Origin of the sequence: Rhodoferax sp. (assembly GCF_023700745.1) — a bacterium.
In the GTDB taxonomy this organism is placed as follows: domain Bacteria; phylum Pseudomonadota; class Gammaproteobacteria; order Burkholderiales; family Burkholderiaceae_C; genus Rhodoferax.
This window is the reverse complement of the sequence record NZ_JAMPYG010000001.1, coordinates 264,420-284,900: the sequence shown is the minus strand read 5'-3', so window position 1 is coordinate 284,900 and position 20,481 is coordinate 264,420. Positions and strand designations below refer to the sequence as shown.

General features: G+C 54.8%; 24 protein-coding genes and 1 pseudogene. 15 read left to right on the top strand and 10 right to left on the bottom strand.

Going from position 1 to position 20,481, the window contains the following annotated elements; all coding sequences use genetic code 11:
* Window positions 1-59: 59 nt before the first annotated feature.
* From ccoN to NDJ10_RS01400, 5 genes are read left to right on the top strand one after another with little or no spacing between them, the layout of a single operon-like run.
* The gene (ccoN, locus tag NDJ10_RS01420; RefSeq protein ID WP_296159266.1) at window positions 60-1,502 is read left to right on the top strand and encodes a cytochrome-c oxidase, cbb3-type subunit I; all 1,443 of its coding nucleotides are present in this window, start codon (window positions 60-62) and stop codon (window positions 1,500-1,502) included.
* Between the two features lie 12 nt (window positions 1,503-1,514).
* Window positions 1,515-2,141 carry a cytochrome-c oxidase, cbb3-type subunit II gene (ccoO, locus tag NDJ10_RS01415; RefSeq protein WP_296159265.1) on the top strand — a complete coding sequence of 209 codons (627 nt, stop codon included), beginning with the start codon at window positions 1,515-1,517 and terminating at the stop codon, window positions 2,139-2,141.
* A gap of 13 nt (window positions 2,142-2,154) precedes the next feature.
* Window positions 2,155-2,298, top strand: a complete 144-nt coding sequence (locus tag NDJ10_RS01410) for a cbb3-type cytochrome c oxidase subunit 3 (RefSeq protein WP_296159264.1) — start codon at window positions 2,155-2,157, stop codon at window positions 2,296-2,298.
* A gap of 24 nt (window positions 2,299-2,322) precedes the next feature.
* Entirely contained in the window at window positions 2,323-3,222 is a 900-nt protein-coding gene (gene ccoP / locus NDJ10_RS01405; protein WP_296159263.1) for a cytochrome-c oxidase, cbb3-type subunit III, read from the top strand.
* Window positions 3,201-3,599 (top strand): FixH family protein, encoded by a 399-nt coding sequence (locus NDJ10_RS01400; protein ID WP_296159262.1) that lies wholly within the window; start codon window positions 3,201-3,203, stop codon window positions 3,597-3,599. The genes ccoP and NDJ10_RS01400 overlap by 22 nt, the downstream gene beginning before the upstream one ends.
* Before the next feature lie 17 nt (window positions 3,600-3,616).
* Here NDJ10_RS01400 and fnr read toward each other — a convergent pair whose 3' ends face one another.
* Complete coding sequence (fnr, locus tag NDJ10_RS01395) at window positions 3,617-4,327, bottom strand: fumarate/nitrate reduction transcriptional regulator Fnr (protein WP_296159261.1); 711 nt, start codon at window positions 4,325-4,327, stop codon at window positions 3,617-3,619.
* A gap of 155 nt (window positions 4,328-4,482) precedes the next feature.
* On the opposite strand from fnr, the gene hemN reads away from it, so the two are divergent.
* Window positions 4,483-5,880, top strand: coding sequence for an oxygen-independent coproporphyrinogen III oxidase (gene hemN, locus NDJ10_RS01390; protein WP_296159259.1), 1,398 nt, complete (start codon window positions 4,483-4,485; stop codon window positions 5,878-5,880).
* Between the two features lie 9 nt (window positions 5,881-5,889).
* A complete protein-coding gene (locus tag NDJ10_RS01385; RefSeq protein WP_296159258.1) occupies window positions 5,890-6,570 on the top strand; it encodes a sulfite exporter TauE/SafE family protein in 681 nt (226 codons plus the stop codon).
* A 22-nt stretch (window positions 6,571-6,592) separates the two neighbouring features.
* On the opposite strand, the gene argF is transcribed toward NDJ10_RS01385, so the two are convergent.
* Together argF and NDJ10_RS01375 are read right to left on the bottom strand one after the other, a co-directional pair.
* Window positions 6,593-7,522, bottom strand: a complete 930-nt coding sequence (gene argF / locus NDJ10_RS01380; protein ID WP_296159257.1) for an ornithine carbamoyltransferase — start codon at window positions 7,520-7,522, stop codon at window positions 6,593-6,595.
* Window positions 7,523-7,554: 32 nt separating this feature from the next.
* The gene (locus NDJ10_RS01375) at window positions 7,555-8,772 is read right to left on the bottom strand and encodes an aspartate aminotransferase family protein (protein WP_296159423.1); all 1,218 of its coding nucleotides are present in this window, start codon (window positions 8,770-8,772) and stop codon (window positions 7,555-7,557) included.
* A 233-nt stretch (window positions 8,773-9,005) separates the two neighbouring features.
* On the opposite strand from NDJ10_RS01375, the gene NDJ10_RS01370 reads away from it, so the two are divergent.
* The gene (locus NDJ10_RS01370; RefSeq protein ID WP_296159256.1) at window positions 9,006-9,347 is read left to right on the top strand and encodes a DUF3579 domain-containing protein; all 342 of its coding nucleotides are present in this window, start codon (window positions 9,006-9,008) and stop codon (window positions 9,345-9,347) included.
* Window positions 9,348-9,508: 161 nt separating this feature from the next.
* On the opposite strand, the gene rpsT is transcribed toward NDJ10_RS01370, so the two are convergent.
* Together rpsT and smpB are read right to left on the bottom strand one after the other, a co-directional pair.
* Window positions 9,509-9,808, bottom strand: a complete 300-nt coding sequence (gene rpsT, locus NDJ10_RS01365) for a 30S ribosomal protein S20 (protein ID WP_296159255.1) — start codon at window positions 9,806-9,808, stop codon at window positions 9,509-9,511.
* A gap of 74 nt (window positions 9,809-9,882) precedes the next feature.
* A complete protein-coding gene (gene smpB, locus NDJ10_RS01360; protein WP_296159253.1) occupies window positions 9,883-10,356 on the bottom strand; it encodes an SsrA-binding protein SmpB in 474 nt (157 codons plus the stop codon).
* 67 nt (window positions 10,357-10,423) lie between these two features.
* On the opposite strand from smpB, the gene NDJ10_RS01355 reads away from it, so the two are divergent.
* A complete protein-coding gene (locus NDJ10_RS01355; protein WP_296159252.1) occupies window positions 10,424-10,864 on the top strand; it encodes a type II toxin-antitoxin system RatA family toxin in 441 nt (146 codons plus the stop codon).
* Complete coding sequence (locus NDJ10_RS01350) at window positions 10,824-11,201, top strand: RnfH family protein (protein ID WP_296159251.1); 378 nt, start codon at window positions 10,824-10,826, stop codon at window positions 11,199-11,201. The genes NDJ10_RS01355 and NDJ10_RS01350 overlap by 41 nt, the downstream gene beginning before the upstream one ends.
* Here NDJ10_RS01350 and NDJ10_RS01345 read toward each other — a convergent pair.
* Window positions 11,195-11,794 carry a DUF4124 domain-containing protein gene (locus tag NDJ10_RS01345; RefSeq protein WP_296159250.1) on the bottom strand — a complete coding sequence of 200 codons (600 nt, stop codon included), beginning with the start codon at window positions 11,792-11,794 and terminating at the stop codon, window positions 11,195-11,197. The genes NDJ10_RS01350 and NDJ10_RS01345 overlap by 7 nt on opposite strands.
* On the opposite strand from NDJ10_RS01345, the gene guaB reads away from it, so the two are divergent.
* From guaB to NDJ10_RS01320, 5 genes and pseudogenes are all read left to right on the top strand, one after another.
* The gene (gene guaB, locus NDJ10_RS01340) at window positions 11,793-13,262 is read left to right on the top strand and encodes an IMP dehydrogenase (RefSeq protein WP_296159249.1); all 1,470 of its coding nucleotides are present in this window, start codon (window positions 11,793-11,795) and stop codon (window positions 13,260-13,262) included. The two genes, NDJ10_RS01345 and guaB, sit on opposite strands and share 2 nt — an antisense overlap.
* Window positions 13,263-13,270: 8 nt before the next feature.
* Window positions 13,271-14,887 carry a glutamine-hydrolyzing GMP synthase gene (guaA, locus tag NDJ10_RS01335; protein WP_296159248.1) on the top strand — a complete coding sequence of 539 codons (1,617 nt, stop codon included), beginning with the start codon at window positions 13,271-13,273 and terminating at the stop codon, window positions 14,885-14,887.
* Between the two features lie 12 nt (window positions 14,888-14,899).
* Window positions 14,900-15,343 (top strand): annotated as a pseudogene (gene tadA / locus NDJ10_RS01330) (tRNA adenosine(34) deaminase TadA); the annotation flags it as partial.
* A 26-nt stretch (window positions 15,344-15,369) separates the two neighbouring features.
* A complete protein-coding gene (locus NDJ10_RS01325; protein WP_296159422.1) occupies window positions 15,370-16,326 on the top strand; it encodes an LD-carboxypeptidase in 957 nt (318 codons plus the stop codon).
* Window positions 16,327-16,383: 57 nt separating this feature from the next.
* The gene (locus NDJ10_RS01320; RefSeq protein ID WP_296159247.1) at window positions 16,384-17,298 is read left to right on the top strand and encodes an adenylate/guanylate cyclase domain-containing protein; all 915 of its coding nucleotides are present in this window, start codon (window positions 16,384-16,386) and stop codon (window positions 17,296-17,298) included.
* 64 nt (window positions 17,299-17,362) lie between these two features.
* Here the strand turns inward: NDJ10_RS01320 and NDJ10_RS01315 are convergent, their stop codons facing one another.
* Genes NDJ10_RS01315 through tmk form a run of 4 tightly spaced genes read right to left on the bottom strand, consistent with a single transcriptional unit; the run spans window position 17,363 to window position 20,479 of the window.
* Window positions 17,363-18,040, bottom strand: a complete 678-nt coding sequence (locus NDJ10_RS01315; RefSeq protein WP_296159245.1) for an ankyrin repeat domain-containing protein — start codon at window positions 18,038-18,040, stop codon at window positions 17,363-17,365.
* The gene (locus NDJ10_RS01310) at window positions 18,037-18,831 is read right to left on the bottom strand and encodes a TatD family hydrolase (protein ID WP_296159244.1); all 795 of its coding nucleotides are present in this window, start codon (window positions 18,829-18,831) and stop codon (window positions 18,037-18,039) included. The genes NDJ10_RS01315 and NDJ10_RS01310 overlap by 4 nt, the downstream gene beginning before the upstream one ends.
* Complete coding sequence (locus NDJ10_RS01305; protein WP_296159243.1) at window positions 18,831-19,838, bottom strand: DNA polymerase III subunit delta'; 1,008 nt, start codon at window positions 19,836-19,838, stop codon at window positions 18,831-18,833. The genes NDJ10_RS01310 and NDJ10_RS01305 overlap by 1 nt, the downstream gene beginning before the upstream one ends.
* Window positions 19,835-20,479 carry a dTMP kinase gene (tmk, locus tag NDJ10_RS01300; RefSeq protein ID WP_296159242.1) on the bottom strand — a complete coding sequence of 215 codons (645 nt, stop codon included), beginning with the start codon at window positions 20,477-20,479 and terminating at the stop codon, window positions 19,835-19,837. Before tmk ends, NDJ10_RS01305 begins: the two co-directional genes overlap by 4 nt.
* Between the last annotated feature and the right edge of the window lie 2 nt (window positions 20,480-20,481).

Sequence of the window (20,481 nt, the reverse complement as noted above, 5' to 3'; positions counted from 1 at the left end):
AAATAGTGCCAGTCATGCTTCATGCATACTGCAATCGCTAAAATTGAAAAGAGGTGAACATGGAATATGCAAATTCGCAGGCAACAACATACAACGACAAAGTTGTAAGGCAGTTTGCCATCATGACGGTGGTGTGGGGGGTGGTGGGTATGCTGGTTGGCGTGATCATTGCCGCCCAACTGGCTTGGCCCGAGCTCAACATGGGTATTTCGTTCTTGTCATTTGGACGATTGCGTCCTTTGCACACCAATGCGGTCATTTTTGCATTTGGCGGTTGTGGCCTCTTTGCTACATCCTACTATGTGGTACAGCGGACCTGCCAGGTGCGCCTCTTCAGTGACAAATTGGCAGCTTTTACCTTTTGGGGCTGGCAGCTGGTCATTTTGCTCGCCGCGATTTCGCTGCCTCTGGGTTACACCTCGGGTAAGGAGTATGCAGAGCTGGAATGGCCCATTGACATTCTGATCACGCTGGTATGGGTGACCTATGCCCTGGTTTTCTTCGGCACGGTGGGAACCCGTAAGGTCAAACACATTTATGTGGCCAACTGGTTCTTTGGTGCATTTATTCTGGCCGTTGCGCTTCTGCACCTGGTCAACAGCGCGGCGATTCCGGTAGCGTTCCTGGGCATGAAGTCTTACTCGGCCTATGCGGGTGTGCAGGATGCCATGGTGCAATGGTGGTACGGCCACAACGCGGTGGGCTTCTTCCTGACCGCGGGCTTCCTGGGGATGATGTACTACTTTATTCCCAAGCAGGCCGGTCGCCCGGTTTATTCTTATCGCCTTTCGATCGTTCACTTCTGGGCACTGATTTTTACTTACATGTGGGCGGGTCCGCACCATCTGCATTACACCGCCCTGCCTGACTGGACGCAGTCTGTCGGCATGGTGTTTTCCCTGATTTTGCTGGCGCCGAGCTGGGGTGGCATGATCAACGGGATCATGACCCTGTCCGGTGCCTGGCACAAGCTGCGCGATGACCCGATCCTGCGTTTCCTGATCGTGTCACTGTCGTTTTACGGCATGTCCACGTTCGAAGGCCCGATGATGGCGATCAAGACCGTGAATGCCTTGTCGCATTACACCGACTGGACCGTGGGCCATGTGCACTCTGGCGCTCTGGGCTGGGTGGGTCTGGTCACCATGGGTTCCATGTACTACCTGATTCCGCGCCTGTTTGGCCAAAAACAGATGTTCAGTGCGAAGGCCATTGAGGTGCACTTCTACATGGCCACCATCGGCATTGTGCTTTACATTGCGGCGCTCTGGATTGCCGGCGTGATGCAAGGCCTGATGTGGCGCTCCATCAATCCGGACGGCACCCTGACTTACACCTTCGTGGAATCAGTCAAGGCCAGTTATCCGTTCTATGTGCTTCGTTTGGCAGGTGGCCTGCTCTACCTGACGGGTATGGTCATCATGTTGTGGAACACGATCAAGACAGCCACTGCAGGCCGTTCTGTCACGGTCAACATTCCGGCTGCTGCTGCACACGCTTGAGGTATAAAAACTATGTCTAATTCAAATCAAAGCGGCGGCCTGTCGCACTCAACGATTGAAACCAACAACGGATTGATGATCGTTTTGATCCTGATCGTGTTGTTGTTTGGCGGTCTGGTTGAAATTGTGCCCCTGTTCTTCCAGAAATCAACCACCGTTGCCGCGCCGGGTCTCAAGCCTTACAACGCGCTTCAGTTGGCCGGTCGTGATATCTATACCCGTGAGGGCTGCTACAACTGCCATTCACAGATGATCAGGCCGTTCCGCGCCGAGACACTGCGCTATGGTCCTTATTCCAAGGCGAATGAGTTTGTCTATGACCATCCGTTCCAGTGGGGCAGCAAACGCACCGGTCCAGACCTGCATCGGGTGGGCGGCAAGTACAGCGACCAATGGCAGATTACTCACCTGAACAATCCGCGTGACCTGGTTCCGGAGTCCATCATGCCCGCTTATCCCTGGTTGATGAACACACCGGTCGATGCGGCCAGCATGCCATCGCATATGACGGCGCTGCGTAAATTGGGCGTGCCCTACACCGATGCCGAAATCGCTGCTTCAGTCGAAGAACTCAAGGGCAAGACCGAGATGGATGCCATCGTGGCCTACCTCCAGATTCTTGGCACGACTTCGAAGTAAAGAGGAGCACTGCATGGAGCTTGATGTCAACACACTGCGCTCATTGATCACCGTGGTCAGTTTTTTGACTTTCATCGGGATCATTGTCTGGGCTTACTCACGCAAAAATTCTGCTGACTTTGACAAAGCTGCCAACCTGCCTTTTGAGCAGGACTGACCCGTTCACCTGATTGGAAAAAAAATGAGCGATTTCACAAGTAATTTTTGGGAAATATATATTGCTGGCATTACCTTGGTCGGCATCATTGCCTGCCTGGTTTTGTTGATCATCACTGGAAAAATGAAAGCATCTACGGCCAGTGACAACACCACCGGCCATGTCTGGGACGGCGATTTGCGGGAGATGAACAATCCGCTGCCGCGCTGGTGGAGTTACATGTTTGTGATCACTGTCGTGTTTTCACTGGCTTACCTGGTCCTTTATCCGGGGCTGGGAAGCTATCCGGGGACCCTGGGCTGGACCTCTGCCAAGTTGCACGCCGATGAGGTGGCCAAGGGCAATGCCGAAACCGCACCGATCTACGCGAAGTTTATGTCAATGCCCCCTGAAGAGGTAGCCAAGGACGCACAAGCCATGGCCATTGGCGAACGTCTGTACGGCAATAATTGCGCCCAATGTCACGCGTCGGATGCCCGTGGCAACAAGGGTTTCCCCAATTTGACAGATGGTGACTGGTTGCATGGTGGTACACCAGAAAAAATCAAGGAAACCCTGACCGGTGGCCGAAACGGCAACATGCCACCCATGGCTGCTGCCGTGGGTTCTTCCGACGATATCAAGAACCTGGCCCAATACGTTCTGAGCTTGTCAGGCAGCCCGCATGACTCGGCCCGCGCCGCTTTGGGCAAAGACAAGTTTGGTGTCTGTGCAGCCTGTCATGGCCCTGACGGCAAGGGTATGCAGGCCCTTGGCTCGGCCAACCTCACTGACAACATCTGGTTGCACGGTTTTGGTGAAAAAGCCATTGTCGAGATGATCAACAATGGCAAGGTTAACGTGATGCCAGCCCAAAAGGAAAAGTTGACTGAAGCACAGATTCATGTCCTGACTTCTTACATTTGGGGCTTGTCGAACAAGTAAGCGCTGAACGAACGTTTCAAGACCTGGTCATCCGCATAGAGGTGACCGGGTCTTTTGTTTTTGGTCTGTCAAATATTTTTATTCCCGGGATACTGATTTCACTCATGAATGAACCAGCCGAAATTTCAAGTGCACCTTGGTGGAAACATGGTTTTGTCTGGATGATCATCGCCGGCCCAGCCATCGTGGTGGTCGCCGGATTTGTCACACTCTATCTGGCGATGAGTCGCCCCAATGAAATTGTCAGTGATGACAGTTACCAGCCATCCCGGCAGTCAGATCAGTCGATAGAGGCACGCCGCAAGGAAAGCAGTCAGGCCCCGGCTATGCTGGGACGCAACCATGCGGCAACGGGGATCGTGCCACCTGCCAAGTAATGGCGCGAAAGACCAGGCTATTTGGGATTCACGATGTCCTGGAGTGCTTGCGTATCGAGAATGTGAACGTGACGTTGTTTGACGTCGACGATGCCATCTTCAGCGAATCTTGAGAAAGTACGGCTGATCGTTTCCAGTTTCAGCCCCAGATAACTGCCGATTTCTTCCCTGGTCATCCGCAGGATCAATTCAGACTTCGAGAAGCCGCGCGCGTGCAGACGTTGCGCCAAATTCAGTAAAAAGGCTGCAAGACGTTCTTCGGCGCGCATGCTACCGAGCAACAGCATGACACCATGCTCTCGTACGATCTCACGGCTCATGATTTTGTGGACATGGTGCTGCAAAGCGTTCACTTCACGCGACAGGTCTTCAATTTGTGCAAAAGGCATGGCACAGATTTCAGCGTCTTCCAGCGCCACTGCATCACAGGTGTGGTGGTCATTGACGATGCCATCCAGGCCGATGACTTCCCCCGCCATTTGAAATCCGGTTACCTGATCGCGGCCATCTTCGGAGGTAATGCAGGTTTTGAAAAAACCGGTTCGAATGGCGTAGAGGTTATTGAATCTATCGCCGTTGTGGTACAGCGATTCACCACGCTTGATTTTTTTCCGGACACCAATAATGGCATCAATGCGATCAAGGTCTCCATCACTCAAGCTGATGGGCATGCACAATTCACGCATGTTGCAATTGGAACAGGCGATTTTGATGGTCTGATGATTCATTGGACTGATTTTGACACTCTTTCGCTTTGATCTGTGATGTACATCAATTTTAAGCAGCTGGCGCGAGTTCCAGTTATTTTTAAATTATTTGACCAAGATCAAGAAAAAAACCAATTTTTGCAGGCATATTCTAAACAACCCCATAAGGATAAAGAATGAGTGAAAGTGTCGCTGAGCCAATCTCTGAAAGCCTGATTCGCCAATATGATGTGTCTGGTCCACGGTACACGTCCTATCCAACGGCTGATCGCTTTGTAGAGGCCTTTACATCGCAGGACTACATCCAGGCTCTGGAGCAAAGGCGCTCCGGTGCGGCTGCACTGGTGTTGCCATTGTCGCTTTACGTGCATATTCCATTCTGTGAGTCGCTCTGCTATTACTGCGCCTGCAACAAGATCATTACAAAACACCATGATCGGGCAACGGCCTATCTGAGGTACCTGAATCGCGAGGTCGATCTGCACGTCAAGCACATGGGCCAGGGACAGGCTGTTTCCCAATTGCACCTGGGCGGCGGCTCGCCAACTTTCCTCTCAGACAACGAGTTGCGCGAACTGATGCATATGCTTGGGCGCAATTTTTCACTGGTACCTGGGGGTGAATATTCCATCGAGATCGACCCTCGGACCATCGACGAAAAGCGGCTCGACACCCTGGCCGAACTCGGTTTCAACCGTTTGAGTTTTGGTGTTCAGGACTTTGATCCGGCAGTGCAAAAAGCGGTCCACCGTATTCAACCCGCTGAGCAGGTTTTTGCGCTGGTGGCGGCTGCCCGCCAAAAGGGTTTCGAGTCTGTCAATGCCGATCTGATCTATGGACTGCCGGAGCAAACGCCTGAGTCGTTTGAGCGAACGATCCGTCAAATCATTGAACTCAGGCCTGATCGTATTGCCTTGTATGCCTATGCGCATTTGCCAGAACGCTTCAAGCCCCAAAGGCGAATCTCTTCGGTTGAAATTCCAACAGGCGCTGCCAAAGTATCCATGCTGGCGCAATCCATGGCCGCATTTTTGGCGGCTGGCTATGTCTACATTGGCATGGATCATTTCGCTTTGCCTGAAGATTCGCTCGCTGTGGCCAAACGGCAGGGGCGTTTGCACCGAAATTTCCAGGGTTACAGCACGCAACCCGACTGCGATATGGTTGGCCTGGGCGTATCGTCCATTGGACGCGTGGGTGCAACTTACAGCCAGAATGCCAAAACGCTGGAGGAGTATTACGACTTCCTCGATCAAGGTCAATTTCCGGTCGTACGTGGTTTGGCCTTGACGCGCGATGATTTGGTCCGCCGCGCCGTGATCATGGCCCTGATGTGCCAGGGTCGCCTGTCTTTCGAATCGATAGAACTGGGGCACCTGATTGATTTCAGGCAATACTTCCACAAGGAACTTGAAACGCTCCAAACCCAAGTAGAGCAGGGCTTGGTGACCCTGGACGATACCGGCATTCAAGTGACAGCGAAGGGGTGGTTTTTTGTCCGGGCTGTCGCCATGGTTTTTGATCGTTACCTTCAAACTGACCGTACCCGCGCCAAGTTTTCCAAAATCCTCTAAATTGGCGGGATGCAAACCACGCTCGCGACAACAGCGCTACTCATGGGTTTGGCCGGTGGGCCGCATTGCATTGCCATGTGCGGCGCAGCTTGTGCGGGCATTGGCAGTGCGGCAGGCGCACGATCCACATCAGCCATGTGGACCTTTCAGTTTGGCAGGGTACTTGGTTACGCCAGCCTGGGAGCCCTTGGGGCGGCCTCCATGCAGGGACTGGGTTGGCTAACGGTCCAGTCCAGCGCGCTGCGACCGGTCTGGTCGATGTTTCATGTTGCAATGATCGTGCTGGGCCTGTTGCTACTTTGGCAAGCACGGCAACCGGTCTGGATGGAGCAGGCGGGCAGAAAAATATGGGGGAACGTCAGAGGCTTGGTGTCCAGAAAAGGTGCCAGTGCCCCCTTGCTGATTGGCGCTGTCTGGACGTTTCTGCCATGTGGTTTGTTGTATTCAGCTTTGCTGGTGGCCGCACTGGCAGGCAGTGTGCTCGACGGGGCTTTGGTGATGGCCTTGTTTGCCTTGGGCACCAGTGTTTCGATGATGCTCGGGCCCTGGCTCTTGCTGCGCTTGCGTGGCAACCGCAATGGCGACTGGGGGGTTCGTCTGGCCGGGCTGGCGTTGGCGTTGAGCTCTTCCTGGGCGCTCTGGATGGCCTTGGCGCACAACACTGCGCCCTGGTGTACGACAACACCTTGAACGCAGGGCGGGAGTCAAACCTTCAGGACAAACGACCCAGCAACAGGAATTCCATCAGCGCTTTTTGTACGTGCATGCGGTTTTCGGCCTCGTCCCAGACCACGCTCTGCCCGCCATCGATCACGTCTGCATCAACTTCCTCGCCGCGGTGGGCAGGCAGGCAATGCATGAACAGGGCGTTGGCTTGCGCCACTGCCATCATGTCGGCGCTGACCCGCCAGGCTGCAAAGGCTTCTTTGCGGATTTCGTTTTCAGCCTCGTAGCCCATGCTGGTCCAGACATCGGTGGTGACCAGGTCTGCGCCCCGGCAAGCATCCATTGGGTTGTTGTAAGTCTGGTAGTGTCTCGGACTGATCTTGCCCGTGATGGATGCTATTTTTTCATCGACTTCATAACCGCTTGGGGTGCTCACGTTGACCTTGAAGTCCAGCACCTCCGCTGCCTGCAGCCAGGTGTTGGCCATGTTGTTGCCGTCACCGACCCAGGCCACGGTTTTGCCCTGGATCAAGCCACGGTGTTCAATGAATGTGAAAATATCTGCCAGGATCTGGCAGGGGTGAAATTCATTGGTCAAGCCGTTGATCACCGGCACACGTGAATACTTGGCAAAACGCGCAATCTTGGCTTGTTCAAAGGTGCGGATCATCACCAGATCCACCATGCGGCTGATGACTCTGGCGCTGTCTTCAATTGGCTCGGCACGACCCAACTGGCTGTCGCCAGTGGTCAAATGCACCACGCTGCCGCCCAATTGGTACATGCCGGCTTCAAAACTGACGCGCGTGCGGGTGGATGCCTTCTCGAAAATCATGGCCAGGGTGCGGTCCACCAGCGGTTGGTGTTTTTCGTAAGCCTTGAACTTCTTTTTGATCAGCGAGGCGCGGTCAAACAGGTAGGCATACTGGCTGGCGTTGAGGTCGGTGAATTGCAGGTAGTGGTTGATTGCAGTCATTTTGTCAGCATTCAAGAGTAGGGTGGGGCGGCTCAATGCGCTTGCAACAGTTGTTTGATCAGCGGACACAAGATGCGGACCACATCATCGGCTTCGACTTCCGTCATGATCAAGGGCGGCACCAATCTGATCACGGTGTCGGCGGTCACGCTGATCAGTAACCCGTGATCGGCACACTGCTGTACCAGTGCGCCACAGGGCTTTGCCAATTCCACCCCAATCATCAATCCCTGCCCACGGATCTGGCGTACCGCGCCGCTGGTCAATTCGGCCGAGAGCGCGTTCGCCAGGCCCTGACTCAGGTGGGTGCCGACCCGTGAAGCGTTTTCCAACAAGCCATCCTGTTCCATGATGCGGATGGTTTCAACCCCCGCGCGCATGGCCAGCGGGTTGCCACCAAAGGTCGTACCATGGTTGCCGGGTTGAAAGATATGCGCGGCTTTAGGGCCAGCCACCACGGCCCCCACTGGTACACCCGAGCCCAAACCCTTGGCCAGCGGCATCACGTCCGGCACAATGCCGGCCCATTGGTGGGCAAACCACTTGCCGGTGCGGCCCATGCCGCATTGGACCTCATCGACCATCATCAACCAGTCATTGGCGTCACACAGGGCGCGCACCTCACGCAAATAATCCAGGTGCATGGGATTCACACCGCCTTCACCCTGTATGGCCTCAAGAAAGACTGCCACCACATTGGAATTGCCTGCAGTGGCTTGTTTCAGGCTGTCGATGTCATTGATCGGCACTCGGATGAATCCTTCCACCAGCGGGCCAAAACCCACTTGCACCTTGGGATTCCCGGTGGCACTCAGCGTCGCAATGGAGCGCCCGTGAAAGGCCTTTTCATAAACCACGATTTCCGGGCGTTCAATGCCCTTGTCATGACCAAACTTGCGCGCCAGCTTGAGTGCCGCTTCATTTGCTTCGAGCCCTGTGGAGCAGAAAAACACATTGCTCATACCCGACAGTTCCACCAGTTTTTTTGCCAGAATTTCCTGGTTCAGGACATGGTAGTAGTTGCAGCTGTGGATGATTTTGCTGATCTGGTCTTGCAGCGCCGGCACCAGTTTGGCGTGGTTATGACCCAGCGTATTCACGGCAATGCCACCCAATGCATCCAGATAACGCTTGCCATTCACATCCCAAACATGGCAACCCTGTCCGTGACTGAGCGCAATGGGTAGACGACCATAGGTATTCATCACATGTGGTGAGCTGGCTTCTATTTTTGGGCTGGCATCGGTCATGAGGCAGGTCTCCAGGGTATGGCAATAAACAAAACGGCCCAATGCAGATTGGGCCATTGGAAAGTGATTTTAGACCGATCAAACAGGCGACCAAGTCCGACTGTCCAATCTTTCTGAAGCTTGTGTTGTGTCAACCGACGTCGACATTCAAGTCTTGTATAAGACATAAGATTCAGCTAGAATCGACAAGCGTTGTAGCAAACCGCACACAACCTCATTAAGACCTCTACCCGATGGTTTCTCACAGTTCAAAAAAAGTCTATATTTTGGGCATCACAGGTACTGGACGCGCTTTTCGTCCCAGTGACTGGGCTGAACGTCTGGCTGGCGTGATGAGTCAATTTCGCCCGGGCGGTGTGCCAACCGGTCGCCATCTGGCCTATTCGCCCTGGTGTGTTCCCAGCAGCGTCAACAATGTGCGCTGTGTTGTGGTGCACGAGGACTTGCGTGCGCACAATGTCATGGCCTGGGACTTCGTGATGGGTTTTGCCAAGGACAATGAACTGCAGGTGCACCATGGTGCACCACCCCACAGCGCGCACCAGTCGCATCACGATCATCACCCAAAACACTGAAAATTAGCGTGGACGCGGGCCCAGTTCCTGGCGCAAATAGGACAAAAGCAAAAAAGCCGTCACGAAGACGGCTTTTTTGCTTTTGCTGACAGCGCACCCGTTACAAACGGCGAGTTTGCTTTCCTTACAGGTTTGGCAAACTCGTGCGAATTGCCTAAAGTTTAGGCGGCGATTGCTAGGGCTTTCACCTTGGCAGACAGACGGCTCTTGTCACGAGCGGCCTTGTTCTTGTGGAAGATGCCCTTGTCGGCCACGGTATCAACCACAGCTTGCATTTTGGCAAATAGTTCTGTGGCTTTGGCTTTGTCACCACCCAGAACAGCTTTTTCCACGTTTTTCACCGCAGTGCGGTATTTGGAACGCAGCGAGGTATTGGCTGCGTTGATTTTGACGTCCTGGCGGACGCGTTTACGGCCCGACGCCAGGCGCGGGTTCTTTTTCTTTGGTTTTCCAGATGCCATGATATGTGTTCCTTGAGTCTGTGGATGTTGTCAGCAAACCGCAGATTGTAACAGCGCTGTGCCGTGTCGTCATATCACCGATGCCGGTCTTTCATGGCCCGTTCCACCTCGCGTTTACCTTCACGGTCCTTGATGGTGTCCCGCTTGTCGTGTTCGGCCTTTCCCTTGGCCAGGGCAATTTCACACTTGACCTTGCCATTTTTCCAGTGCAGATTGATGGGCACCAGGGTGTAGCCCTTTTGCTCCACCTTGCCGATGAGTCGTTTGATTTCTTCCTTGTGCATCAGCAGTTTTTTGGTGCGCTGTTTGTCCGGACTGATATGGGTGGACGCTGTGCCCAGTGGGTTGATCTGTAGGCCAATGATGAACAGTTCACCGTTGCGCACCACCACATAGCCGTCAGTGAGTTGGACTTTGCCTTCACGCAGCGACTTGACCTCCCAGCCCTCCAATACGATGCCGGCCTCGAAGCGATCCTCGAAAAAATAGTTGAATGCCGCTTTTTTGTTGTCTGCGATGCGTGAAGAAGTGTCGGGTTTTTTGGCCATGAGCTGAGTTTGAAGATTGAAAGAGGCCAGTCAGGCTTGACTGAAATCCTGTTCATAATCGCATTCTATGAAAACTGTCAAAAAATCCGTTTTAATTTGGTACAGCCCGGCCGAGATGTACCGGCTTGTTACCGATGTGGACCAGTACCCACAGTTTTTACCCTGGTGCGACAAAGCGCGTGTCGTGGCGCATGAGGAAAACGGCATGCTGGCTGAAATTGGGATCGCCTTTTCTGGAATCCATCAAAGCTTCAGCACCCGCAATGTGCACGTTGTTGATCGCCAGGTCACCATTAATCTGGTGAACGGGCCATTTTCCAAGCTTGAGGGCGAATGGAATTTTTTGCCTCTTGGCGATGCCAGCGAGCGCGCCTGTAAAGTCGAATTGATCCTGACCTACAGTTTCGAGAGTGCCATCGGAAGATTGGTCAGCCCGGTGTTTGACAAGATTGCGACCAGTATGGTCGATGCTTTTGTCAATCGTGCCAAACAGACTTATGGTGAGTGAGTCCCTGCTGCACCTGACTGTCGTTTACGCGGCGAAAGCGCGCGAGCTTGTCGAAGTCAAGCTGCTGCTGGCGCAGCCTTGTACGGTCTTGCAGGCTTTGCAACAAAGCGGATTGTTGCTGCAATTCACCGACATCGATCTCCAGCACGTGCTCGTCGGGGTGTGGGGTCGGCGGGTCAAACTCGACCAGCGCCTGCGAGAACTTGATCGTGTAGAAATTTATCGGCCTTTGCGAGTTGATCCAAAGGTAGCGCGTCGTGAACGTTTTGCCCGACAGGGAAGTCGGGGTGCTGGCTTGTTTGTCAAGAAACGGGCAGGCGCAAAAGCTGGTTATTGATTGCAGTCACTGGCCATGATGGACTGAAGGCGTTTGGCTTCGGCAGCCCGGGCTGCGTCATCCAATATTTCCCGCTCTCCCTGGGCATTGGTGTGCGCAATGCGAACCCCTGAATCCAGCGTTTTTTGAGCTAATCTGGCACGTTCGCAGTTGTCAGCCTTCAGTTTGCTGATGCGCTCTTCTTCAAACTTGCGTTGTTCCGCCTGTGCTTGCTCGGTTTTTTTCTTGCGTTCTGCCAACTCTTTGTCCAGTCCTGTGGATTGAGGCGTGCTTGCCGCCGCTTGGGCAGAATTCGCCGTTCTGGCGTTTGCCGCGTCAGCGCCCGTGTTTGGCGTCTGTTCCTGGTTCGGAGTCAACCTGGCAGGGCTGGGGCGCTTGAAAATACGCTTGTCCGGCACGTTGGTGGATGGGGGGAGGTCACTGAAAATTGCGCGGCCCTCCTCGTCCGTCCAGGCCCACTGCGCTATCGCACTGCAAGACAGCAAACTGAAAACAACTAAAAAGACACGTTGGCTTTGTTTCATAACGCGTGAGTTTATGCCAGCTGACATATTCATCGCCAGATACAATTGACGATTTGGAGCTTTGAACATGCGCCTGATCGGTAAAGCACTCACCTTTGACGATGTCTTATTGGTGCCAGCCTATTCCCAAGTCCTGCCCAAGGACACCTCCCTCGCCACCCGTTTCACCCGCAACATTGCACTCAATCTGCCCCTGGTCTCAGCGGCCATGGACACAGTGACAGAATCCCGTCTGGCCATCGCCATCGCCCAGGAAGGCGGCATTGGTATTGTGCACAAAAACATGACGGCACAGCAGCAGGCAGCCAAGGTCGCCAAAGTCAAACGCTACGAGTCCGGCGTGTTGCGCGATCCGGTGGTGATCACGCCGCAACACACCGTGCGCCAGGTGATGGATTTGTCTGCGCAATTGGGCGTGTCTGGTTTTCCGGTATGCGATGGTGGCAAGGTGGTTGGCCTGGTGACAGGGCGCGATTTGCGCTTCGAAACCCGTCTGGACCTACCCGTGAGTCACATCATGACACCGCGTGACAAGCTGGTTACCGTGCCCGATGGCACCACCATCACCCAGGCCAAAGTGTTGTTGAACCAGTACAAGATCGAACGTTTACTGGTGGTCAATGACGCTTTTGAGCTCAAGGGGTTGATCACCGTCAAGGACATCACCAAGCAGACCAGCTTTCCCAATGCGGCGCGCGACGCCCAGGGTAAATTGCGCGTGGGTGCGGCGGTGGGCGTGGGTGAGGGCACTGAAGAACGTGTGGAGTTGCTGGCCCGTGCAGGGGTCGATGCCATCGTGGTTGATACCGCGCACGGTCATAGCAAGGGCGTACTGGAGCGGGTACGCTGGGTCAAGCAGAATTTTCCGAATGTCGAGGTGATTGGCGGCAACATTGCCACGGGGGCGGCTGCACTGGCTTTGGTAGAAGCCGGCGCTGATGCTGTGAAAGTGGGTATTGGTCCTGGCTCCATTTGTACCACCCGCATCGTCGCCGGAGTCGGCGTGCCTCAGATCATGGCCATTGACAGCGTGGCCACTGCACTCAAGGGAACCGGTGTACCCTTGATCGCCGATGGCGGCATCCGGTTTAGCGGCGACATCTCCAAGGCGATTGCCGCTGGCGCCAGTACGGTCATGATGGGCGGCATGTTTGCCGGCACCGAAGAAGCACCGGGTGAAGTGATCCTTTTCCAGGGCCGCAGCTACAAGAGTTACCGTGGCATGGGCAGCATTGGTGCCATGCAGCAGGGCAGTGCGGACCGTTATTTTCAGGAGTCCAGCACCGGCAATCCGAATGCCGACAAACTGGTGCCCGAAGGCATTGAAGGCCGCGTACCCTACAAGGGATCGATGGTTGCCATCATCTATCAAATGTCGGGCGGCTTGCGCGCCAGCATGGGCTATTGCGGCTGCGCCACCATTGAAGAAATGCAGGATAAAGCGGAGTTTGTCGAAATTACCACCGCCGGCATCCGCGAAAGCCATGTGCACGATGTGCAAATCACCAAAGAAGCGCCGAATTACCGGGCGGAATAAGGATTTTCATGCATCAAAAAATCCTCATTCTTGACTTTGGTTCACAAGTCACCCAACTCATTGCCCGGCGCATCCGTGAGGCGCATGTCTTTTGTGAAGTCCATCCCTGTGATGTGTCCGACGAGTGGATTCGTGCCTACGCGCGCGACGGCAAGCTCAAGGGCATCATCCTGTCAGGCAGCCACGCCAGTGTGTACGAAGACAGCACCGACAAGGCGCCGCAAGTGGTATTTGAACTGGGCATCCCGGTGCTGGGGATCTGCTATGGCATGCAGACCATGGCGCATCAGTTGGGCGGTATCGTTACCAGTGGTCACCAGCGCGAGTTTGGTCATGCCAACGTGCGCGCACACGGCCATACTGCATTGCTCAATGGTATACAGGACTTCACCACGCCCGAAGGCCATGGCATGTTGCAGGTGTGGATGAGCCATGGCGACAAGGTCACCGAGCTGCCGCCCGGCTTCAAGCTCATGGCAAGTACCGACAGTTGCCCCATTGCCGGCATGGCTGATGAAGCGCGCCGCTTTTATGCCGTGCAGTTTCATCCGGAGGTGACCCATACCAAGCGTGGTGCAGCCATTCTGGAGCGCTTTGTGCTCGATATTTGTGGCGCCCGAGCCGACTGGATCATGGGCGACTACATCAGTGAGGCTGTTGAAGCCATTCGCGCACAAGTGGGCGATGATGAAGTCATCCTGGGGTTGTCCGGTGGCGTCGATTCATCGGTAGCCGCTGCCCTGATTCACCGCGCCATCGGTGACCAGCTCACCTGTGTTTTTGTCGACCATGGCTTGTTGCGCCTGCACGAAGGCGACATGGTGATGGACATGTTTGTTGGCAAGCTGCACGCCAAGGTCATTCGCGTCGATGCAGCCGACCAATTCTTGGGGCATCTGGCGGGCGTGAGCGATCCGGAAGCCAAACGCAAAATCATTGGCCGTGAATTTGTTGAAGTCTTTAAGGCGCAAGCTGCCGCACTGACAGCCTCTGATGCAAGCAAAAATGGAGCCAAGTGGCTGGCGCAAGGCACCATTTATCCCGATGTGATCGAGTCCGGCGGTGCCAAAAACAAAAAAGCAGTGGTCATCAAGAGCCACCACAACGTGGGTGGCCTGCCTGAGCAATTGGGTCTGAAATTGCTGGAGCCTCTGCGTGAATTGTTCAAGGACGAGGTGCGCGAACTCGGCGTGGCGCTGGGTTTGCCCTACCACATGGTCTATCGCCACCCGTTCCCTGGACCGGGGCTGGGCGTGCGGATCCTCGGTGAGGTCAAAAAAGACTACGCCGATCTGCTGCGCCGCGCCGATGCGATCTTTATTGAAGAGCTGAACAACTTTATCGATGAAGCCACTGGCAAGAGCTGGTACGAATTGACCAGTCAGGCCTTCACCGTATTTTTGCCGGTGAAAAGTGTGGGCGTGATGGGCGACGGGCGTACCTACGACTACGTGGTGGCACTACGCGCAGTGCAAACCAGCGACTTCATGACCGCCGACTGGGCTGAGCTGCCCTATGCCTTGTTGAAAAAGGTGTCGAGCCGGATCATCAATGAAGTCCGCGGCATCAACCGGGTCACCTATGATGTGAGCTCCAAGCCACCCGCCACCATTGAGTGGGAATAACTGCCGATTCCAATGACTGACGAGCAAGCCATGCAACTGGCATTGGCACAAGCCGCCCTGGCCGGGGCTGCAGGTGAGGTGCCCGTGGGTGCCGTGGTGATCAGGGACGGCGTGGTCATTGCTTGTGGCCACAACGCCCCTATCGCCAATCATGACCCCAGTGCCCATGCAGAAATGCAGGCGCTGCGCGCCGCAGCCCGGATTCTGGGCAACTATCGACTGCCTGAATGTGAGCTCTTTGTAACCCTGGAGCCCTGCGCCATGTGCGCGGGCGCCATGCTGCATGCGCGTCTCAAGCGGGTGGTTTTTGGTGCCTCCGACCCCAAAACAGGTGCTGCTGGCTCTGTGGTCGATCTATTTGCACAAGCCAGACTTAACCACCAAACAGCAGTGCAGGGCGGTGTTCTGGCGCAATCATGCGCTGCTGTTCTGCAGGATTTCTTCAAACAGCGGCGCACGCAAAAAACCACTTTCCAGTTGTCATGACAAAGCACATTTATATTTATTCTCCTTCCGGAGCAGTGCGTGACAAGGCAGCCTTCAAACGCGGTGTTGCCCGACTACAAGCCATGGGGCACGACGTCGAGCTTGACCCGACGGCGCTGACCAGTCACCAGCGCTTTGCTGGCGATGATGAGACCCGCCTTGCCGCCATCCACCGTGCTGCCGCCAGCAAGGCGGATGTCGCGTTGATCTCTCGTGGCGGCTATGGTTTGACGCGGATCCTGCCCGGCATTCAGTACAAAAAAATTGCCAAGGCCATTGACCAGGGCATGCTGTTTGTCGGTATCAGCGACTTCACCGCCTTTCAAAGTGCGGTGCTGGCGCGCACCGGGGCCATCACCTGGGCTGGCCCGGCGCTGTGTGAAGGTTTTGGTGTTGCTGACGAACCCGATGACATCATGACAGCCTGTTTTGATGATTTGCTACTGGGGCAAGGGGAGGGTGCAGGCTGGCGCCAGCACCGTGAGAACGCTTTGCACACGGATTCTCTGGCCGCTAAAACGGCAGATGTTCGAGTCAAAGCCCTGAAGAATGTGACAAATGCCAAATTATGGGGCGGCAATCTGACGGTCCTGAGTTCCCTTTTGGGTACCCCTTATTTTCCGGACATCAAGGGTGGCATTCTGTTCTTGGAAGATGTGGCGGAACATCCGTACCGCATCGAGCGCATGCTCACACAACTCTTGTATTCTGGGGTTTTGGCACGTCAAAAAGCCATTGTCTTGGGACAATTCACTGAATTCAAACTGGTGTCCCATGACCGGGGATTCAAGTTGCAAAGCGTCGTGGATTGGTTGCGAACACAAATCAAGGTCCCGGTTTTGACCAATATGCCGTATGGGCATGTTGCCACCAAGGTACTGCTCCCTGTTGGTGCCAGTACTAACCTGACAATCGAAGGGCGTGATGCCCTGTTGTTTTGGGGTCATCAATGATGGCAACGCGTGCAGATTCACCTAAACTCAAGCCATAGGACGAAGGATTGACCATTAATGGGTGTTCACACAACTGTTGTTTTTGCCGATCTGTTTGGAAGCACAGGAGTGTTTGAAACGCTTGGCAATGCTAAAGCCACAGATGCTGTGACACAGGCGACCAATTGGGTTGCTGAAAAATTTGCCGCCAAGGGTGGGAAGGTCGTCAAGTTATTGGGTGACGGCGTTTTGGCTACCTTCAAAAAAAGCCCGGATGCAATCGCAGCGGTGGTCGAGATACAGCGCAGTTACCAGCACCGTCTGGCAAGCTTGTCTCCACAACTTTACATGCCCTTACGAATCGGTGTGGTCCGGGGCAGCGTGGTCGTGGTGGACGATGATTGTTATGGCGATGCTGTCAACACGGCTTCCCGTTTAAGCGAGCTAGCAGGCCCGCATCAGATATGGGTCAATGACAAGACCATTGAAAACAGTCCGAAGTTAAATGATGTCCATTTCCGATTTTTGGGCCCGATTGCCATACGTGGTCGCACGGAACCTTGTAACGTCTATCAGATTGAATGGCAAGAAGACCAGAATTCAGAATACTTTACGGTTCAAGCACCTGTCAATGTGATCTCCACAACCCCCTTTGTTGATGCATTGGGCGGCCAGATTGAATTGACCCACCACGAAAGCCAACAGACCTTCCAGGCATTTGAATTACCGATTCACATCGGACGCTTTCGCAAAGTCGACTTTATTGTCAATGACCCGCGTGTCTCGCGCACGCATGCAAAAATCGAATGGCGTAACGGAAGTTTCATGATGGTCGATGAAAGCTCTTATGGGAGCTGGGTCCGTTTTGCTGGCAGCGGTACGGATCTGATGCTCAGACGCGATGAATGCGTTTTGCATGGTCATGGCCAAATTGCTTTGGGTACATCTTTTATCGATCCGAGTGCACCTGTCATTTCCTTTGTAGTTCGCTAATTTGTTGCTATACAACATATAAATTTAACATAATATACATCGTATAAAGTACGATTCGATCTCATCAATGTCCCTTGGTTTGCTTTCCGCGTACAAACGCAGAGATGATTTCAGCGGAATCCATACGTTGCGCACGAACTGCAAAATCGAAGGCACTTAACCCCAAATCGTTTCTAAGCATGGGGTCTGCCCCAGCTTCCAGCAGCAGTTGGACAGCTGCCGGTGTGCCGTAATGAGCGGCCATCATCAATGGCGTTGTGTTGTTGGGTGATGCGGCGTCAATGTAAGCGTGTTCTTCCAGGAGCAGGCTCAGCACCTCCAGGTGCCCATGGGTCGCGGCGTAATGCAAAGGTGTCCAACCGGGTTTGTTGATATCGCCACCTTTTTGGATCATCAACCGACACAATTGGAGTTCGCCTTTGAGCGCAGCCAACATCAATGGACTTTCGTCGGCCGTATTGCGAACCTCAACCTTGATCCGGGGGTGACTGACCAGGACACTCGCTACTTTTAAAGCGTCATTTTTCAAAGCCAGTATCAAGCCCGGGAGACCTGTGGCGTCCAGGGTGTTGGGGTCAAAACCGCGATTCAGGAGCGCGCTGAGAGCATCCGGATTGTCTTGTTTGATGGCTTTGAAAAAATCGTCATAAGAACCTGCATTAACAACATTTAAACCAATTAAAACAAATAGATAAACAAACTTTTTAAAGTAATTTATTAAACTTAAAAATGGATATTTCATGCCCTTACTCCTTTGAAAAGGGCGTCAAAGTTGTCACTGGTGATCCTGCCGATCTCTTCCATGGGCAATTGCTTGATCTCTGCCAGCTGCCTGGCTACCCAGGGCACATAGGATGGGTTGTTGGTTTTCCCCCGGTGCGGCATCGGGGCCAGATAGGGGCTGTCGGTTTCGATCAGGAGCCGCTCCAGCGGCACCATGGCCGCCACCTCGCGCAGACTTTTGGCACTTTTGAACGTCAGGATGCCGGAAAAAGAAATATAGAACCCGAGGTCGAGCGCCTGGCGGGCCGTACTTTCGTCTTCGGTAAAGCAGTGAAATACGCCTCCGGCACTGCCCGAAGACCCATCCTCACCCTCATCGCGCAAAATCGCCAAGGTGTCTTCCGAGGCCTGCCGGGTGTGAATCACCAGCGGTTTTTGCAACTGCCGCGCAGCCCGGATGTGGGTGCGAAAACGCGAGCGTTGCCAGGCCATGTCAGCCACTGAGCGGCCATTGAGCCGATAGTAGTCCAGCCCGGTCTCGCCAATGCCGACCACCCGCGGCAACATGCCCAGGGTCAGTAAATCATCCAGCGTGGGTTCCCTGACTCCTTCGTTATCAGGATGGACGCCCACCGTGGCCCAAAAATTATCGAACTCCAGCGCAAGCTGGTGCACAAGGCCAAATTCTTCCAGTGTGGTGCTGATGCACAAGGCACGATCGACCTGCGCATCGGCCATCGCCTGGCGTATCGCCGGCAATTCGGAGATCAATTCGGGAAAATTCAAATGGCAATGGGAATCTGTGAACATCATGTATGGGCGTTAAGGGCCAACTGGGCCTCGCTGATCAAGGCCTCCTGCATCAAGCCTGGATTGAACGGATGTTCCACAGCGCGCATGGTGTCAGACAAACTTTTGGCCCAATGACTCAGGCTTTGCCAGCTTCCTGCTTTTGGCAAATCGGCCTGTTCAAAAAATCGGGGCACTGCGCCACTGTGAACTGCCAGCAAATCGTGACACAACTTGTGCAAGGCGTCCACGGTTTGTGCCGGTGTCCAGTCCTTGAAGACACTGACATCACCCGCCTGCACTGCGCGCGGCAAGCGCGGCCACAATGTCGCAATCGGGGCATATTGCAGCGCGTCCTGCGGTCGCCCCCCTGCGGCGCGCAGCATGACGTTGGCCTGAGTTGCTGGCACGCCCTGCCCTTGCAACCAGGCCATGGCGCTTGCCTGATCGGGCCAGGTCATGGCGTGACCCAAGCATCGGCTACGGATGGTGGGCAGCAACTGGTGGGCGGCATCAGAAGCCAGTACGAATTTGACGTCGCCGGCGGGCTCTTCCAGGGTTTTGAGCAAGGCGTTCGCGGTGTAGACATTCATGCGTTCGGCCGGAAATACCAGTACCGCCTTGCCGCGGTCGCGGGCGCTGGTGCGCTGGGCAAACTCCACCGCGTCGCGCATCGCATCGACCCGGATTTCCTTGCTGGGCTTGCGTTTCTTGCTGTCAATCTCGTCTTGTGCCTTTTCACTGAGTGGCCAGCTCAGGGCCAGCATCACCGTCTCGGGCATGAGCACACACAGGTCTGCATGAGCGCGCACGCCAATCGCATGACAACTGCCACAGGTACCACAGGCCCCCTGCGCTGCGGGACGTTCACACAGCCAGGCACGCACCAGCGCCAGCGCCAGCTCGTACTGACCCAGACCAGATGGCCCGGACAGCAACCAGGCGTGACCGCGTTGTGCCAGCAGTGCTTGCGTTTGAGCGGCAATCCAGGGCGCCGCTGGAGCCACCGTGACCGATAGATCGCTCATATCAGCCAACCCCGTTGCGTGACGCTGGCGAGCACGTCTTGCCACACGGTGTCACGGCTTTGTTCTGCGGCAACGCGGACAAAACGTTGCGGGGCAGCATCAAAACGTGCCTGGTAACCAGCCCGGACACGCGCAAAAAACGCCACAGGCTGCGCTTCAAACTTGTCGGGCACGCGCACACCCGCCAGCCGCGCGGCGGCAATCTCGGGACCCAGATCAAACCATACCGTCAGATCCGGTTGACGCAAAAAATCGGCCTCCTGCAGCTTAACAGTCTGCACCAACTGCTCTAAAAATGTGAGTATGGTCAGGTCAAAACCACGTCCACCGCCCTGGTAAGCAAAGGTGGCATCGGTAAAGCGGTCACACAGCACCACCTCACCGCGCGCCAGCGCCGGCTCGATAACCTGCTGCAAGTGATCACGCCGGGCCGCAAAAACCAGCAAGGCTTCGGTCATGGCGTCCATTGCCTCATTGAGTACCAGTGTGCGCAGCTTTTCCGCCAATGGCGTGCCGCCCGGTTCACGGGTCAACGTGACCGCCCTGCCCTGCGCCTTGAAAGCTTGCGCCAGACCGTCGATATGGGTCGATTTTCCGGCGCCATCAATGCCTTCAAAACTGATGAAAAGTCCGCTTGCCATGT

Coding starts and splice junctions, on each gene's coding strand:
- ccoO (WP_296159265.1), top strand. CDS start 1,515: ATGTCTAATTCAAATCAAAGCGGCGGCCTGTCGCACTCAACGATTGAA.
- smpB (WP_296159253.1), bottom strand. CDS start 10,356: ATGGCCAAAAAACCCGACACTTCTTCACGCATCGCAGACAACAAAAAA.
- NDJ10_RS01345 (WP_296159250.1), bottom strand. CDS start 11,794: ATGTTCAAAGCTCCAAATCGTCAATTGTATCTGGCGATGAATATGTCA.
- argF (WP_296159257.1), bottom strand. CDS start 7,522: ATGACTGCAATCAACCACTACCTGCAATTCACCGACCTCAACGCCAGC.
- NDJ10_RS01370 (WP_296159256.1), top strand. CDS start 9,006: ATGGTTTCTCACAGTTCAAAAAAAGTCTATATTTTGGGCATCACAGGT.
- NDJ10_RS01320 (WP_296159247.1), top strand. CDS start 16,384: ATGGGTGTTCACACAACTGTTGTTTTTGCCGATCTGTTTGGAAGCACA.
- tmk (WP_296159242.1), bottom strand. CDS start 20,479: ATGGCAAGCGGACTTTTCATCAGTTTTGAAGGCATTGATGGCGCCGGA.
- guaA (WP_296159248.1), top strand. CDS start 13,271: ATGCATCAAAAAATCCTCATTCTTGACTTTGGTTCACAAGTCACCCAA.
- NDJ10_RS01305 (WP_296159243.1), bottom strand. CDS start 19,838: ATGAGCGATCTATCGGTCACGGTGGCTCCAGCGGCGCCCTGGATTGCC.
- NDJ10_RS01410 (WP_296159264.1), top strand. CDS start 2,155: ATGGAGCTTGATGTCAACACACTGCGCTCATTGATCACCGTGGTCAGT.
- rpsT (WP_296159255.1), bottom strand. CDS start 9,808: ATGGCATCTGGAAAACCAAAGAAAAAGAACCCGCGCCTGGCGTCGGGC.
- NDJ10_RS01385 (WP_296159258.1), top strand. CDS start 5,890: ATGCAAACCACGCTCGCGACAACAGCGCTACTCATGGGTTTGGCCGGT.
- hemN (WP_296159259.1), top strand. CDS start 4,483: ATGAGTGAAAGTGTCGCTGAGCCAATCTCTGAAAGCCTGATTCGCCAA.
- NDJ10_RS01375 (WP_296159423.1), bottom strand. CDS start 8,772: ATGACCGATGCCAGCCCAAAAATAGAAGCCAGCTCACCACATGTGATG.
- NDJ10_RS01315 (WP_296159245.1), bottom strand. CDS start 18,040: ATGAAATATCCATTTTTAAGTTTAATAAATTACTTTAAAAAGTTTGTT.
- NDJ10_RS01325 (WP_296159422.1), top strand. CDS start 15,370: ATGACAAAGCACATTTATATTTATTCTCCTTCCGGAGCAGTGCGTGAC.
- ccoP (WP_296159263.1), top strand. CDS start 2,323: ATGAGCGATTTCACAAGTAATTTTTGGGAAATATATATTGCTGGCATT.
- ccoN (WP_296159266.1), top strand. CDS start 60: ATGGAATATGCAAATTCGCAGGCAACAACATACAACGACAAAGTTGTA.
- NDJ10_RS01310 (WP_296159244.1), bottom strand. CDS start 18,831: ATGTTCACAGATTCCCATTGCCATTTGAATTTTCCCGAATTGATCTCC.
- NDJ10_RS01350 (WP_296159251.1), top strand. CDS start 10,824: ATGCTTTTGTCAATCGTGCCAAACAGACTTATGGTGAGTGAGTCCCTG.
- fnr (WP_296159261.1), bottom strand. CDS start 4,327: ATGAATCATCAGACCATCAAAATCGCCTGTTCCAATTGCAACATGCGT.
- guaB (WP_296159249.1), top strand. CDS start 11,793: ATGCGCCTGATCGGTAAAGCACTCACCTTTGACGATGTCTTATTGGTG.
- NDJ10_RS01355 (WP_296159252.1), top strand. CDS start 10,424: ATGAAAACTGTCAAAAAATCCGTTTTAATTTGGTACAGCCCGGCCGAG.